Origin of the sequence: Methylibium sp. T29 (genome assembly GCF_000576205.1) — a bacterium.
Classification (GTDB): Bacteria; Pseudomonadota; Gammaproteobacteria; order Burkholderiales; family Burkholderiaceae_C; genus Methylibium; species Methylibium petroleiphilum.
The window spans coordinates 1-14,807 of sequence record NZ_AZND01000079.1 but is presented as its reverse complement, the minus strand read 5'-3'; the positions used below and the strand labels follow the sequence as shown (position 1 = coordinate 14,807).

General features: G+C 69.7%; 16 protein-coding genes and 1 pseudogene. 3 read left to right on the top strand and 14 right to left on the bottom strand.

Annotated elements, in window-relative coordinates:
* Positions 1-843: pseudogene (locus tag x551_RS11365) on the bottom strand (TatD family hydrolase); the annotation flags it as partial.
* Positions 844-1,000: 157 nt separating this feature from the next.
* Between x551_RS11365 and x551_RS11360 the strand changes: the two are divergent.
* Positions 1,001-1,657, top strand: a complete 657-nt coding sequence (locus x551_RS11360) for a pyridoxamine 5'-phosphate oxidase family protein (RefSeq protein WP_036230066.1) — start codon at positions 1,001-1,003, stop codon at positions 1,655-1,657.
* Between the two features lie 4 nt (positions 1,658-1,661).
* Here the strand turns inward: x551_RS11360 and x551_RS11355 are convergent, their stop codons facing one another.
* The 13 genes from x551_RS11355 to flgB form a co-directional block, all read right to left on the bottom strand.
* On the bottom strand, positions 1,662-2,873 hold the full coding sequence (locus x551_RS11355) for an HDOD domain-containing protein (RefSeq protein ID WP_011830638.1): 1,212 nt from the start codon (positions 2,871-2,873) through the stop codon (positions 1,662-1,664).
* 21 nt (positions 2,874-2,894) lie between these two features.
* The gene (locus x551_RS27310) at positions 2,895-3,521 is read right to left on the bottom strand and encodes a flagellin (RefSeq protein WP_253950357.1); all 627 of its coding nucleotides are present in this window, start codon (positions 3,519-3,521) and stop codon (positions 2,895-2,897) included.
* The gene (gene flgL, locus x551_RS27305; RefSeq protein ID WP_051511950.1) at positions 3,518-4,090 is read right to left on the bottom strand and encodes a flagellar hook-associated protein FlgL; all 573 of its coding nucleotides are present in this window, start codon (positions 4,088-4,090) and stop codon (positions 3,518-3,520) included. The genes x551_RS27310 and flgL overlap by 4 nt, the downstream gene beginning before the upstream one ends.
* 26 nt (positions 4,091-4,116) lie before the next feature.
* Positions 4,117-6,078 (bottom strand): flagellar hook-associated protein FlgK, encoded by a 1,962-nt coding sequence (flgK, locus tag x551_RS11345; protein WP_036230069.1) that lies wholly within the window; start codon positions 6,076-6,078, stop codon positions 4,117-4,119.
* 18 nt (positions 6,079-6,096) lie between these two features.
* Positions 6,097-6,936, bottom strand: a complete 840-nt coding sequence (locus x551_RS11340; protein ID WP_343252134.1) for a glucosaminidase domain-containing protein — start codon at positions 6,934-6,936, stop codon at positions 6,097-6,099.
* A 1-nt stretch (position 6,937) separates the two neighbouring features.
* A complete protein-coding gene (locus x551_RS11335) occupies positions 6,938-8,092 on the bottom strand; it encodes a flagellar basal body P-ring protein FlgI (protein ID WP_036230073.1) in 1,155 nt (384 codons plus the stop codon).
* 42 nt (positions 8,093-8,134) lie between these two features.
* Positions 8,135-8,809 carry a flagellar basal body L-ring protein FlgH gene (locus x551_RS11330; RefSeq protein WP_011830643.1) on the bottom strand — a complete coding sequence of 225 codons (675 nt, stop codon included), beginning with the start codon at positions 8,807-8,809 and terminating at the stop codon, positions 8,135-8,137.
* Between the two features lie 17 nt (positions 8,810-8,826).
* A complete protein-coding gene (flgG, locus tag x551_RS11325) occupies positions 8,827-9,609 on the bottom strand; it encodes a flagellar basal-body rod protein FlgG (RefSeq protein ID WP_011830644.1) in 783 nt (260 codons plus the stop codon).
* Positions 9,610-9,708: 99 nt separating this feature from the next.
* A complete protein-coding gene (gene flgF, locus x551_RS11320) occupies positions 9,709-10,437 on the bottom strand; it encodes a flagellar basal-body rod protein FlgF (protein ID WP_011830645.1) in 729 nt (242 codons plus the stop codon).
* 25 nt (positions 10,438-10,462) lie between these two features.
* Positions 10,463-11,725 (bottom strand): flagellar hook protein FlgE, encoded by a 1,263-nt coding sequence (gene flgE, locus x551_RS11315; RefSeq protein ID WP_011830646.1) that lies wholly within the window; start codon positions 11,723-11,725, stop codon positions 10,463-10,465.
* A 37-nt stretch (positions 11,726-11,762) separates the two neighbouring features.
* On the bottom strand, positions 11,763-12,416 hold the full coding sequence (locus x551_RS11310) for a flagellar hook capping FlgD N-terminal domain-containing protein (protein ID WP_036230076.1): 654 nt from the start codon (positions 12,414-12,416) through the stop codon (positions 11,763-11,765).
* Between the two features lie 26 nt (positions 12,417-12,442).
* Positions 12,443-12,859, bottom strand: coding sequence for a flagellar basal body rod protein FlgC (gene flgC / locus x551_RS11305; protein ID WP_011830648.1), 417 nt, complete (start codon positions 12,857-12,859; stop codon positions 12,443-12,445).
* A gap of 11 nt (positions 12,860-12,870) precedes the next feature.
* Positions 12,871-13,275 carry a flagellar basal body rod protein FlgB gene (gene flgB, locus x551_RS11300; RefSeq protein ID WP_036230094.1) on the bottom strand — a complete coding sequence of 135 codons (405 nt, stop codon included), beginning with the start codon at positions 13,273-13,275 and terminating at the stop codon, positions 12,871-12,873.
* A 147-nt stretch (positions 13,276-13,422) separates the two neighbouring features.
* Here flgB and flgA point away from each other — a divergent pair, with 147 nt between their 5' ends.
* Both flgA and flgM read left to right on the top strand, forming a co-directional pair.
* Entirely contained in the window at positions 13,423-14,142 is a 720-nt protein-coding gene (gene flgA / locus x551_RS11295; RefSeq protein ID WP_011830650.1) for a flagellar basal body P-ring formation chaperone FlgA, read from the top strand.
* 138 nt (positions 14,143-14,280) lie between these two features.
* Positions 14,281-14,589, top strand: a complete 309-nt coding sequence (flgM, locus tag x551_RS11290) for a flagellar biosynthesis anti-sigma factor FlgM (protein ID WP_011830651.1) — start codon at positions 14,281-14,283, stop codon at positions 14,587-14,589.
* Positions 14,590-14,807 lie beyond the last annotated feature (218 nt).

The window sequence follows — 14,807 nt, the reverse complement described above, 5'->3', positions numbered from 1 at the left end:
CTCCCACGGCATCGAGCGCGGCCAGGCGCGGCAGGGCCGTGCGCGCATTGGTCTGGGTCGCGTGCGCCAGCGCCTCGAGCGTCAGGCCTCGCAGGGCGGCCAACCCGGCGGCGATGCGCGGCAGTTCCGCCGGCTCGTTGCGGCTGCGCTCGCCGGCGGTGCGCTGGGCCACGGTGCGGTACAGCCACTGTGGCGGGATGTCGGGCGCATCGGTCTCCAGCACGATGGCCTCCAGCGGCAGTTCGGTCGCCAGCCGGCGCAGCTGCAGTGCGCGCTCGAAACTCATCGCGCCCCCGAAACCGAGCTTGAAGCCCTGGGCCACGAAGGACTGCGCCTGCTGGGCGCTGCCGTTGAACGCGTGTGCGATGCCACCGACCTCCGGCATGCGGCGCAGGTGCTTGAGCAGCTGTCGGCCGAGCGGCGCACGTGCAGCAGCACCGGCAAGCCGGCCTCGCGCGCCATCGCGAGCTGCTGCACGTAGAAGTGCTCCTGCTTCGCGCGATCGAGCCCCGGCACGAAGTGATCCAGACCGATCTCGCCGACGGCGACCAGCCGGGGGTCGTCGCGGTGCGCCGCCAGCGCCTCGCGCAGCGCATCGAGCGCCGCGTCGTCGAGCGGGCCGGTGTACATCGGGTGGACGCCCAGCGCATAGGCCAGCCCGTGGCGGTGCGCCAGGTCCCGCACGGTGTCGAAGTCGAACGGCGCGACCGCGGGCAGCACGATCTGCGTCACCCCGGCATGGCGCGCACGCTCGACCACGGCCGTCCGATCGGCATCGAACTCCGGGGCATCGAGGTGGCAGTGGGTGTCGGTCCAGCCGGCGGGCACGGTGGGCGTGGCCATGGCGACATTAGACCGCGGGCCGCGCCACCGCCCCATCGGGCGCCGGCAGGCGCAGCGGTTCTGTGGGTAATCCTGGGCCCGCAACGGACGGGCTCGCCCCTACCCTAGCGCGTTTGCTTGCGTCACACGGCCCGATCGGCCCCAAAGGAGACCCCGGATGAGCGATTTCTATGGCGACGCGCAGCGCCAGCTTCAGGACCGGTTCGGCAGCCGCGCGCTGGCGGACCGCCTCACCGAACTGATCATTCACGACGAAGTGCAGGACGACGAGCGCGGCTTCATCGAGAGCCGTGACATGTTCTTCCTCGCCTCGGTCGGCGCCGACGGTCAGCCGTCCTGCTCCTACAAGGGCGGCGCCCCGGGCTTCGTGCGGGTGGTCGACGCCAGGACGCTGGCCTTCCCGAGCTACGACGGCAACGGCATGTTCCTGTCCACCGGCAACATCCGCGCCAGCGCGAAGATCGGCCTGCTCTTCATCGATTTCGAGACCCCGCACCGCCTGCGCGTGCACGGCGAGGCCTCGATCGCCGACGACGACCCGCTGAAGGCCCACTACCCGGGGGCAGAGCTGGTGGTGAGGCTGGCGATCTCGTCGATCTTCGTCAACTGCCCGCGCTACATCCACCGGCACCAGAAGATCGCACCGTCGAAGTACGTGCCGCAGGCCGCCTGCGAGGCGCCGCTGGCGCAGTGGAAGCGGATCGACCTGGTGCAGGACGTGCTGCCGGCGCAGGACGTGGCCCGTGTCCCCGCGGCGGGCGGGGTGATCGACTTCGGCAACTACCTGGGCAAGGTGGCCGCCGGAGACGGCTGAGCGCTCAGGCGTCCAGCTGCGCCGCTTTCGCCAGCGCGCGCAGCAGGCCGCGGTTGATCTCGGCCGGATCGGTGAACAGGCCGTCGCAGGCCTCGCGGATCGCGTCCAGAGCGTTGCCCTCGACCGCGCGCACCAGCGTGCAGTACGGGGCATAGGGCCCGGACTCGTCGGCCAGCGCTTGGTACACCCGCTCGGGCACCGGGATCGTGCTCAGCAGATCGGAGAACGGCTGCTTGAACATGCGGTCGAGCAACGAGAACACGCCACAGATGAAGAGCTCGTTGCGCATTTCCTCGTCGCCGAGGTTGCGCACCAGCTCCTCCATCAGCATGCCCCGTCGCACGGCGGCGAACATCACCGGTTTGAGGTTGGCGTCCTTGCTGCCGGTGGCCAGCAGCAGTGCCAGCCAGCGCTTGAGCCGGCTGTAGCCCAGCATCATGATGGCGTGGCGGAACGAGCTGATCTCCACGCTCAGCCCGAAGGCCGGCGAATTGATGTAGCGCATCAGCTTGAAGGCCAGCGTCGGGTCGCGCCGCAGCGTGTCCTCGAGCTTCTCGATCGGCTCCTGCTGGTCGACCCGGTGGATCAGCTCGACCATCACCTGCAGGTCCGGCGTCGCCGCCTTGGGGTCCTTTTCCTTGCTGACCGACGAGTGCGCGATCGCATCGTCCATCGGCCAGCCGAGCACCGCGACCGCGCCGCGCGCGAACGAGGCCTCCATGTCGACGAGCGTGTTCACGCCCGACTGCACGTAGCCGATGCTGCGCGTGAAGCCGGCGGCCGGTGCCGTCTCGCCGACGCGGCGGTCGTCGGCCAGGTCGACGATCGAGTAGCGGAAACAGGGCAGCACCTCGCGAGGCAGTTCGCGCAGCGGCCGGCCCTTGATGAGCAGGGTGCTGCCACGCGCATGCAGGTCCTGGATGGCCTGGGTGTGCGCCTCGTCGCCGGCCATGAAGGCCGGGATCTCGATCATCACGTTCGGCGTCGGCTGCGCCTGCAGCAGGCCGGTCAGCAGGTTCTCGCTGACGACGTTCAGCGACACCTGGCCGCCGCCCTCGGGCCACACGCCGGCCACCTCCTCGAGCAGGCCGGCCGCGTCGAGTTCGGCGCCGGGCTGCAGCGGGAACACCGTCAGACGGGTCGCGCTGACCGTGCGCTGCCGGTCGATCATCGGGGAGTAGCTCAGCGCCACCTGGCCAAGGAGGGAGTCACTCACGAAAGGGTCTCCGCAGACGAATCACACATTGAGGTACTGGAACAGCGACAGGTTCTGTACCGAAGCATAGGACTTCAGCGCTGCCTCGTAGCCGGTCTGTTGTTTCTGGAACGTGGAAATCGCCTCGACCATGTCGAGATCCTCGGCCTGCGAGCGGTCGGTCTGCGCGGCGAGCTTCTGCCCGCTCAGGCGCTCGGCGGCGCGGTCGATGCGGTTCAGCGTCTCGCCCGCCACGGCGCGCTGCGCCGTCAGCTTGGCGCTGGACGCGTCGATGTCGCGCAGCGCGGTGGCCACCGACTGCGCGATCTGGCCGTTGTTGCGCCCGGGCGTCTCGAGCTCGGTGGCGACGCGGTCGAGCACATCGAAGATGCTGAGCGAGGCCGAGGACGGGGTGATGTCGAAGCGGTCGGCGTCGGCCGGCGCGCCGGTCACGGTGAACGACAGGCCGTCGATCTCGATCGCCTGCCCGCTCTGGTAGGGCACGTCGGTCAGTGCGGTCGGGTTGCCGTCACGCAGCACGGTGTAGGTCGTCACGCCGCCGGCCACGGTGAAGCTCAGGCTGTAGGGATCCCCGGTCGCAGCCGACGGATCGATCACGCTGCCGGTGTTGATCCACCCGGTGCCCGCCTGCTGGGTGGCACTGGTCACGAACACGCCATTGCCGCTGGAGCCTGCAGCCAGGTACTGCGGCCATCCATCGTCAGCGGCAGCGGCTCGGTGGAGGGCGCGCCGGTCTCGCCCGACACGCCGCGGAACTGCACTCCGGTCGGCGTGTCGACGAACGGCGGGTTGCTGGCGCCCTGCCCGGCGAACAGATAGCTGCCGGCGCCGTCGGGACTGTTGGCGATGGTCAGCAGTTCGGCGCGCATCTGGCGCAGGCTGATCGCGAGGTTGGCGCGCTCGGCGTCGCTGAAGCTGGCGTTGCCGGCCGAGACCACCGAGTCGCGCGCCTGCTGGAGCAGGCCCAGCGCGTCGCCGAGGGTCGATTCGGTCTGGCTCACCGCGTTCATGCTGGCGTCGATGGCCCGCTGCGTCGCGGCGCTGCGCGCCTCGACGGCGAGCGCCCGTTCGGCCCGGGCGGCGGCCGTCGGGTCGTCGCTGGCGCGGTTGACGCGCTTCAGGCTGCTCATCTGCTCCTGGCTGCGGCTCAGCTCCTGGGCCCGGCGCTGCAGGTTGGCGATGGTGGCGTCGTAGGTGCTGGAAGTGCTCACGCGCATGGAGGAATCCTCGTCGTGTCGATCGGTCAACGGGCGGCGACGCTGAGCAGCGTGTCGAACACGCTCTGCGCCACCTGCAGGACCTTGGCAGCGGCCTGGTAGGCCTGCTGGAACTGGATCAGGCGGGCGGCTTCCTCGTCGAGGTTCACGCCGGACACGCCGGCGCGCGCCGCCTCGGCATTGGTCGCGACGGCGGTGGAGATGTTGCTCGACGAGCGTGCGCTCTGCACGCGAACGCCGATGTCGGCCATCGCGCTGGCGTAGGCGCTGGTGATGCTCTCGCCGGCCGACACCACACCACCGGCCAGCAGCTGCTCGCCCACGATGCCGGCGTCGCGCAGGGCCAGCAGCGACAGCGCGTTGCCGTTGTTCGCGGCCGGGAAGGTGGTGGGCGCGACCTGCACAGCGTCGCCGCTGCGCGGTACGCCGGCCAGCGTCAGTTCGAAGCCGTTCAGCGCGATGGTCGACCCCGCGGTCCAGGTGCCGGTGCCGCTGCTGACCACCGCGTTGCCGGCGTCGCGCAGCTCCCAGTTGTAGTTGCCGCTGTCGTCGGTGAAGCTGATGTTCGCGGTCTGGGTCGGGTCCAGCGCCGTGCTGGTGACGGTGAGCGAGCCCACCGTGGCGGTGCCGGTGTTGCCGGAGGCCACCGTCGCGACCACCGGCGACGACGCGGCGATGCCGTTGGGGTTGTTGAGCACCCGCGCCATGCCCTGCGCGGCCTGGCTCACCGGCTGCAGCAGGAAGCGGTCGGTCGCGCCCGGCGCCGGCGTGCCGATGGCGAGTGTGAAGCCGTCGACGGTGTCGCCGTCGGCGACGGTGCGCGTCACGCCGTCGCTGAGCCGGGTCAGGAAATACTGCCCCGGCGTGCTGGCGTCGGTGCGGAGTTCGTAGTCGCTGGCCTGCAACTGCTTCGGATCGGCCACGGTGAGCGAGACCGAAGACAGGAAGTTGCCGCCGGCATCGCGCGCATTGGTCGACGCCGGCAGCGCCGCGGGTGCACCTAGCGCGAACAGCGGTGCACCGCTGCCCGCCGGCTGCCCCAGGTCCAGGCCGAGCGACTGCTGGCGGTTCACCGCGCCGGCGATCGCACTGGCCAGCTGCCCGATCATCGCCCGTGCGTCGGCCAGATCCTGGTTCTGGAAGGCCAGCAGGCCGGGCAGCTTGCCCGCCACCAGCGAGTCCTCGGGCAGCAGGCGCTCGCCGCCGGCCTCGCTGATCGCCAGGCGCACCTTGGCGGCGTCGTAGGCGTCCGGCACGACCTTGAGCTGCTGGGCATTGCTGCCGAGCACCAGCCGCTGGCCGCCGCCGATGAAGACCCCGAGCGAGCCGTCGTCGGCCTCGATGGTGGTGACCTGCACGTAGCTGCCGATCTCGCTGATCAGCTGGTCGCGCTGGTCGAGCAGGTCGTTCGGCGCATGGCCGCTGCCCTGCGCCGCGGCGATCTGGCGGTTGATGTCGGCCACGCGCTTGGCCAGCGTATTGACCACCGTGACCGAGTTCTTCACGTCCTCGGTCACGCCGCTCTGCAGCGCGTCGAGCTGGCTGTCGGCGGCACGGAACCGCGAGGCCAGTTCCTCGGCGCGCGCCAGCACCACCTGGCGCGCCGAGGCATCCTGCGGGCGGTTGGCCACGTCGACGAAGGCATTCAGCAGGTCGCCCGCGGCATAGCCGAGGCCGGACTCGCCGGTCGGGAACACCTTCTCCAGGCGTTCGAGCTGTTCGAGCCGCGCCACGTCGCGTGCGGCCTGCGACTTCGACATCGCGGCGTCGCGCGTCAGGAATGCGTCGCTCGCCCGCGTCACGGTCTGCACGCTCACGCCCTGGCCGAAGAAGCCGGCGCCGGTCGACTGACCGCCGGCCGTGCCGAGCTCGACCTGCTGGCGCGAGTAGCCGGGCGTGTTGGCATTGGCGATGTTGTTGCCGATCGTCTGCAGCGTCGCGTAGTTCGCGAACATCGCGCGCGTGCCGAGGGACATCAGGCCGGCCATGGGCTACTCCTCACGCGGTCAGGGTGCGCTGCAGGCGCAGCGTGGTGTTGATGACGCGACCGAGCTTCGCGGCATAGGCCGGATCGGTGGCGTAGCGGCGCGCTGCAGGTTCACCGCGAAGCCTTGCGCGGTGCCCCCCTGCTCCACCACCTTGGCGTAGCGCGGGCTGTTCTTGATGAGGCTGGCGTAGTCGCGGAACGCGTCTTCCGGCGTCGCGTAGGCGCGGAACTTCGCCTTCACCTTCTGCGGCTGGCCGTTCACGTACTCGGTCGTGGTGACCTCGGTGACGGCGCCCTTCCAGCTGGCGCCGGCCTTGATGCCGAACACGTTGTGGCTGCTGCTGCCGTCGGCGTTCTTGATCTCGCGCTGGCCCCAGCCCGATTCGTGCGCGGCCTGGCTCAGGATGAAGGCGGCGGGGATGCCGGTCTCGGCCTCGGCCTGCTCGGCGGCGCTGTTGTGGCGCGCCACGAAGTCCTGTGCCCGCGACGCGCCGGGCAGGCGATTCCACACCTGCGCACCCTCGGCAGCGCCGGCCCGCGCCGTGGGCGCAGTGACGGCGGCGACCTTGCCGTTGAGCTGCTGCTCGAGCTGCCGCGCGATCTGGGCGCTCAGCCCGCCGGGCAGGCCGGTGAGCTTCTGCGCGAACTGGGTGTCGAGCAGCTCGGTGCCCATCTGGGTGCCCGAGTTGTCGAGCATGCCGCTGGACATCGTGGCCTGGCGCATGCTCTTCATCAGCTGCTGCATGAACAGCGCCTCGAACTGCTTGGCCGTCTCCTTGATCGCCGCACGCGGGTCGGCGCTCGCGTTCGCCTGCAGCGAGCGCAGCGCGTTGGCGTCGAGGCCGACGGTCGACTTCACGTCAGATCACCTCGAGCTCGGCATTCAGCGCACCCGCCGCCTTGATGGCCTGCAGGATCGCCAGCAGTTCCTGCGGCGTCGCGCCGAGCGAGTTCAGCGCCTTCACGACGTCGGTGAGCTGCGTGCCGGCCGGCAACTGGATCAGCGAGCCGGCGTCCTGCTTGATGGCGATGTCGGCGCGCTCGGCCACCACCGTCTGGCCACTCGACAGCGGGCCCGGCTGGCTGATGACCGGCTGCGAGCTGATCGTGACCGACAGGTTGCCGTGCGCCACCGCGCAGGGGTTGAGCGTGACGGACTGGTTCACCACCACCGAGCCGGTGCGGGCGTTGACGACCACGCGCGCGGCCGGCGCGGCCAGGTCGATCGGCAGGTTCTCGATGTCGGCCAGGAAGGCCACGCGCGCATTCGCGTCGGCCGGCATCAGCACGCGCACCGTGCGGCCGTCCAGCGCCTGGGCGGTGTTCGCGCCCATCTTGCCGTTGATCACGCGCGCCACTTCACGCGCGGTCGAGTAGTCGGCGGCGTTGAGGTCGAGCTGGATCGCATCGCCCTGGGCCAGCGGCGTGGGCACGCCGCGCTCCACGGTGGCGCCGCCGGGCACCCGGCCCGCGTTGAGCGTGTTGACCTGGACCTTGGAGCCGCCGGCCGAGGCGCCGGCGCCGCCGATGATCAGGTTGCCCTGCGCCAGCGCGTAGATCTGGCCGTCGGCACCGCGCAGCGGCGTGACGACGAGCGTGCCGCCGCGCAGGCTCTTGGCATTGCCCATCGACGAGACGTTGATGTCGATCTGCTGGCCTGGCTGCGCGAACGGCGGCAGCGAGGCGGTGACCATCACCGCGGCGACGTTGCGCAACTGCACGCTGGTGCCGGGCGGCACCGTGACGCCCAGCTGCTGCAGCATGGCGTTGAGGCTCTGCGTTGTGAACGGGGTCTGGGTGGTCTGGTCGCCGGTGCCGTCGAGGCCGACGACGAGGCCGTAGCCGATCAACTGGTTGGAGCGCACGCCTTGCACGGCGGCCACTTCCTTCAGGCGCGCGGCCTGGGCATCGACCGGCCACCAGACGGCCGCACTGGCGATGAACAGGCTGAACGCGATCAGCAGGCGCAGCAGCAGGTCGGCGCGCTGTTCGGCAGGGAAGAAGGGGCGGTGCATGGTGGTGGCTTTCCCAGGGGGATGCCACCATTCTGGAAAACTTTAGAGTGGCAGAACGTTCAAAAAGAAGCGTCCCAACCAGCCTATTCCCTGCGCTTCGGCCTGGGCACCGCGGCCGCGCTGCTCGATGCGCACGTTGGCGATCTGCGCCGACGCGACCGAGTTGCCGGGCTGGATCGCCCGCGGGTCGACCTGGCCGGAGAAGCGCAGCACGTCGACATGCTGGTTCACGCCGATCTGCTTCTCGCCGCTGATGACGAGGTGCCCGTTCGGCAGCACGTTGATCACGGTGGCCGTGATGGTGCCGCTGAAGGTGTTGGCGCTGGCCGTCGTGCCCTTGCCCTCGAAGGCCTGCTCGTTGCTGCCGGTGGCCGAGGCGCGCTTGAAGGAGTTGGGCGCGAAGAACGGCAGCGCCGAGATGCTGCCGTTGACCGAGCCGTTCTTGTCGATGCTGCTGGTGGACTGCTGGCTGGCCGCCACCTTCTCGACGATCTGAACCGTGATCGTGTCGCCGACCAGGCGCGCGCGGTGGTCCTCGAACAGCGGCCGGTAGCTGGCGCCCTGGAAGATCGCGCCGTTGTTGACCGGCGGTGCCACCACCGCCTGCGGCAGCACCGGCGAGGTGTCGGCGATGTCGACCTTGGGCGCCATCGCCTGGCAGCCGAACAGCAGGACGAGCGGCGCCAGCGCAGCGACACGGCAGAGGGCGAAGGACATGGCGGCGGCTTTCAGGCTCACAGCTGGGCCAGCTTCTGCAGCATCTGGTCCGAGGTCTGGATGGCCTTGGAGTTGAGTTCGTAGGCGCGCTGGGTCTGGATCATCGCGACCAGTTCCTCGACCACGTTGACGTTGCTGCCCTCGACGAAGCCCTGGGCGATCGCGCCCAGGCCGTTGCTGTCCGGTGCGCCGGCGTTCGGCGTGCCCGAGGCCGCGGTCTCGGTGTAGAGGTTCTCGCCGCGCGGCTCCAGGCCGGCCGGGTTCACGAAGCTCGCGAGCTGGATCTGGCCGACCGTCTGCGCGGCGGCCTGGCCGGGCAGCGTGACGCTCACGTTGCCGTCGGCACCGATGGTCACGTTCTGTGCATTGGCCGGGATGGTGATGCCGGGCTGCACGACGTAGCCGTTGTTCGTGACCAGCTGACCCTGCGCACTGACCTGGAAGGCCCCGTCGCGGGTGTAGCCGGTGGTGCCGTCGGGCAGCTGGATCTGGAAGAAGCCCTGGCCCTTGACCGCGAGGTCGAGCGGGTTCGTGCTCTGCTGCAGCGAGCCCTGGCTGAACTGGCGCGAGGTGGCGACGGCGCGCGTGCCCAGGCCGAGCTGCAGGCCGGTGGGCAGCTGCGTCTGCTCGGAGCTGTTGGCGCCGGGCTGGCGGATGGTCTGGTACATCAGGTCCTCGAACACCGCGTGCGAACGCTTGTAGCCGTTCGTCGCGCTGTTGGCGAGGTTGTGCGAGATGTGGTCCAGCTGGGTTTGCTGGGCTTCCATCCCGGTCTTCGAGATCCAAAGGGAACGCATCATGGCGGGGGGCTCCTCATCGACCGATCATGACGGGGATGAAGGCGAGCGAGAGCGGGATAAGCGCCCGGATCGGGCCCCAGTTCCGCCGGGGCCCGGACATCAGCCGTTCATCGACAGCAGCTGGCTGGCGGCCTTCTCGTCGCCCTCGGCCGTCTGCAGCATCTTCATCTGGCTCTCGAACTGGCGCGCCGCAGCGATCATGGCCACCATGTTCTCGATCGGGTTCACGTTGCTGCCTTCGAGCGTGCCTTCGGCCACGCGCGCGTTCGGGTCGACCGGCAGGTCGCCGTCGGCGGCGCGGAACAGGCCGTCATCGCCGCGCTGGAGCGCGGCCTCGGGCGTCACGAGCTTGAGGCGGCCGACCGAGGTGACGCCGCCGTTGGCCTGCTTGACGCTGACGGTGCCGTCGGCGGCGATCTGCGGCGACGAGTTCGCCGGCAGTGCGATCGGGCCGCCATCGCCCAGCACCGTGAGGCCGCCGGAGGTCTTCAGCGTGCCCTCGGCATCGACCTGCAGCGAGCCCATGCGGGTGTAGGCCTCGGTGCCGTCGAGCCCCTGCACGGCCAGCCAGGCGTTGCCCTGCATCGCCACGTCGAGCGCGCGGCCGGTGGCGGCCATCGGCCCCGGGGTGGGGTCGTAGCCGGTGGTGGTCTCGAGCGAGTAGACGCGCGTGCTGGCGCCGTCGCCGCGCACGGGCACGGCGCGAAAGGCCTGCAGCTCGGCGCGGAAGCCGGTGGTCGAGGCGTTCGCGAGGTTGTTCGCGAGCGTCTCCTGCCGCTGCATCGTCGCCTTCGCGCCCGACATCGACAAGTAGATCATCCGGTCCATCGCGACTCCTCAGTGCCCGCTGCAATCAGCGCAGGTTGACCAACGTCTGCATCATCGAGTCCTGCGTCTTCACGGTCTGCGCGTTGGCCTGGTAGACGCGTTGCGCGGTGATCATGTTGACCAGCTCGCCGGTCAGGTCGATGTTGCTTTCCTCCAGCGCGCCGGACTGCAGCACGCCGAAGTTGCCATCGCCGGCCGCGCCGACCACCGGATCGCCGGAGGTGAAGGTGGTGGCCCAGACGTTGTTGCCCAGCGGCTGCAGGCCCTGCGGGTTGCGGAAGTTGGCGAGCTCGAGCTGGCCGCCCGGCTTGGACTGGCCGTTGCTGTAGCGCGCCATGATCACGCCGTTGGCCTCGATCGAGATGCCCGACAGCTGGCCGGGCGCGTAGCCGGTCTGCGACATGTCGGTCACGCCGAAGCCCGAGCCGTACTGCGTCGCGCTCGTCACGTCGAGTTCGATGCCGGTGATCGGCAGCGTGGTGCCGCCGGCGGCGTTGGTGGTCGCGGGGATGTTGATCGGCACCGCACCGACCGGCGCCGTCGGCGCCGAGCCGTTGGCCGGGAAGGTCATCGTGGTGCTGGGCAGCGCGGCGCCGGTGCCGTCGACGCTGATCGGCGTGCCGTTCGCGGTCACGTACACGTCCCACTGGTCGGCGCCGGACTTCTGGAAGTAGTAGGTCAGCGCCACGTCCTGGCCCTTGGCGTCGTAGACCGTCACCGAGGTGGCGTTGTTGTAGGTGGCCGGATCGTCGAAGTCGATGCCGCCGGTGGCCGGCGTGGTGACGGCCTGGCGCGCGTCGAGGTTCATCTCGATCGCGATGCGGTCGGTCGCGCGCGGCGCGATGCCGGCGGTCGGCAGCTGGATCGCCTGGGCTTGGCCCGGCACGATCACGCCCTGGCCGTCGGCCGGGTAGCCCAGCAACTTGTAGCCCGAGTTGTTGACGATGAACCCCTCGCGATCGATCTTGAACTGGCCGTTGCGTGCGTACATGGTCGGGTTCTTGCCGTCGCTCACCTGGAAGAAGCCCGAGCCGTTGATCGCCAGGTCCATCGGGTTGTCGGTGGTGGTGATGTTGCCCTGCGTGAACTGCTGGGCCACGGTGGCGAGGTTGACGCCGATGCCGACCATGTTGGTGCCCGAGCCGTTCAGCGCGTTGGCGTACACGTCGCCGAACTCTGCGCGCGAGCTCTTGGCCCCGAAGGTGGATGCATTGGCGACGTTGTTGCCGATGATCTCGAGGTTCTTGCTGGCGGCGTTCAGACCGGACAGACCTTGCTGGAAGCTCATGGGGAATTCCTCTTCGGTAGGGGGCGGCAGGCGCGGCTCAGGAGATGGCCTTGACCTGGGTGTAGGGGATCGAGCCGCCGAACAGCAGCTCCAGGTTCAGGGTGTCGCCGCTGGTGGAGACGGCCTTCACGAGATCGGTGGTGAGCGGCGTGGCCGTCAGCGTCGTGCTGCCGGCCTTCGCCGTGACGCGGAAGGTCATGCCGTCGGTGCTGGTGCCGGTGGGCGCAGTCCATTCGAAGCCGCTGCGGCCGGCCGAGGCGGCCCCCATGTTGATGGTGTCGACCACCCGGCCGCTCGGCGACAGGATCTCGATCTTCACGCTGTCGGCTGCGTTGGCGAGCTCGAAGCCGCCGGCCGTCGTGCCGTCCTCGCCGAAGTGCAGCTTGCTGCCTGCCATCAGCACGGTGTGGCCCACCAGCCCGGCGCCTTGCAGCACCTGCGAGGACAGCATCTGGCTCGACAGCGACTTCACGGTCTGGTTGAGCGTGCTGATGCCGGTCACCGTGTTGATCTGCGCGATCTGGCTGGTGACCTGCGCGTTGTCCATCGGGTTCATCGGATCCTGGTTCTTCATCTGCGTGACCAGCAGCTTGAGGAAGCGTTCGGAGCCGTCGTCCGTCTTGGTGGTGGTGCTGCCGTTCAGCGCGTCGTACACGCTGGACGAACTGTTGGTGACGGGGGCGGTGGCCATGGCGGATCCTGTTCAGGAAGGAGTCGTTACTGACCCATCTGCAGCGTCTTCAGCAGCAGGGTCTTGGCGGTGTTCATCACTTCGATGTTGTTCTGGTACGAACGCGAGGCCGAGATCATGTTGACCATCTCCTCCACCGCATTGACGTTGCTGTAGGTCACGTAGCCGTCGGCATCGGCCTGCGGATGCTTGGGGTCGAGCACCTTGCGGCCCGGGGCGTTGTCCTCGGTGACCTGCGAGACCTGCACGCCGGCGGCGGTGCCGGCTTCGCCGGGCTGCTGGAAGGGCAGGGTCTGGAACACGACCTGGCGCGCCTTGTAGGCCTTGCCGTCGGGGCCGGCCACGGTGTCGGCGTTGGCCAGGTTGGAGGCGACGACGTTGAGCCGCTGGCTCTGCGCGCTCACCGCGCTGCCGCTCACGTTGAAGATGTTCAACATCGACATGATCGTTCCCCTTACTGGCCGGTGATCGCGCTGAGCATGGTGCGCACGCTGCCGTTGATGAAGCGCAGCGTGGCCTCGTAGTGCACGGCGTTGTCGGCGAAGGCCGCGCGCTCGCGGTCCATGTCGACCGTGTTGCTGTCCAGATTGGTCTGGCTCGGCGTGGCGTACTTCAGTCCGGCTTCGCTGCGCGCACCGGCGGTCGGGCTCAAGTGCCCGGCCTGCGTGGCCGATAGCGCATTGCCGGGCGTTGCGGCGCCCGTGGCCTCGCGCAGCGCGGCACCGAAGTCCATGTCGCGGGCCTGGTAGCCCGGCGTGTCGGCATTGGCGATGTTGCTCGCGATCAGGCGCTGGCGCTCCGACCTCAGCAGCAGCGCCTGGGTCTGGAAGTTCAGCGAGTTCGTGAGTCGGTCCATCATGATGAGGTGCCCGGACGGATGGCCACGCTGGGTGGCGATGGTGGGCATTCTTGGTCGTGACCGTCTGAAACATTAGCGGGAATAGGACCCTCTTCCCCGCTCAATTCCCGGCCCGCCGACGCAGGCCGCCCCCTAAAGTCCTGCTCGATGAAGCCGAACGCCGTCCCTGCCGCCCTCGCCCTGTGCCTGCTCCTGCTGGCCGTCGCGACCGCGTCGCTGCCCGCCCGGGCGCAGGACGCCGCGGCCACCGCCGTGCTGGCCGAACAGGTGCGCAGCCTGGCCCTGAAGAGCTCGCAGCCGGCCGCCGGCCTGCGGGTCGAGGTCGAGGCCGGCGCGCTGGACCCCCGCCTCAAGCTGGCGCCCTGCCAGCAGATCGAACCCTATCTGCCCACCGGCTTCAAGCCGTGGGGCCGCACGCGCGTGGGCCTGCGCTGCCTGCAGGGCGAGAAGAAGTGGAACGTCTACCTGCCGATCACCGTCAGGGTGTACGGCCGCGCGCTGGTCGCCGCCAGCGCGCTGCCGGCCGGTACCGTGCTCACCGCCGCCGACCTGCGCGAAGCCGAGATCGACCTCGCGGCCGATCCGGCCGCCGCCCTCACCGATCCGCAGGAGGCCATCGGCCGCTCGCTGCTGCGCATGGTCAGCGCCGGCGAGGACCTGCGCCAGAACCTGCTGCGCGCCCGCCAGTGGTTCGCCGCTGGCGAGACCGTGCAGCTGGTCGCCGTCGGCCCCGGCTTTTCCGTCCAGAGTGAAGGCCAGGCGATCACGCCGGGCCTCGACGGCAGCCCGGTGCGCGTGCGCACCGAGAGCGGCCGCATCGTCACCGGCCTGCCGGTCGGCGAGCGGCGCGTCGAGTTGCGGCTGTGACCCGCGCCTGAACCCGGAGCTTGCCGTGCCATCGCGTCGCTGTTACAAAAGAATCTCTCAAGTTCGGCGAGCCCTCGTCGATACCGCTGGGATGTTGAACCGTCCGGGGGCTCTGCCCCTGGATTGCAGGAGTCCGTCATGAAGATCGGTCAAACCTCCACGCCCGCCGCCGATGCTGCGATCCTGGCTCGCTCCAATGCCGAGGCCGGCGCCGCAGCGGCCAAGGCCCGCGTCGCTCAGGCCGCAGACGCCGGCACCAGCACGGTGGAGCTCTCCAGCACTGCGACGGCCCTGCTGGCCGGCGCCAGCAGCCCGGAGTTCGACGCTGCCAAGGTGGAGCGCATGAAGCAGGCGATCGCCGACGGCTCCTTCAAGGTGAACGCCGATGTCATCGCCGACAAGCTGATCGCCAATGCGCAGGAAATGCTCGACGCCGTGAAGCGCTGAGCCCGGTCCGCCGATTCCCACCGCCCTTCCCCACGCCCTCATGCAGACCGATCCGAGCTCCACCCAGCTGCGCGCGTCTGCGCCCCAGATCCTCGAGGCCTCGATCGCCGACGTCGAGCAGCGCCTGGCCGCCCTGGCGCAGGCGCTGCTCGAGCGCGACAGCCGCGGCGTCGACACGGCCGCCGTCGAGCTGCAACGCGCCCTGGCCACCGCCCTCG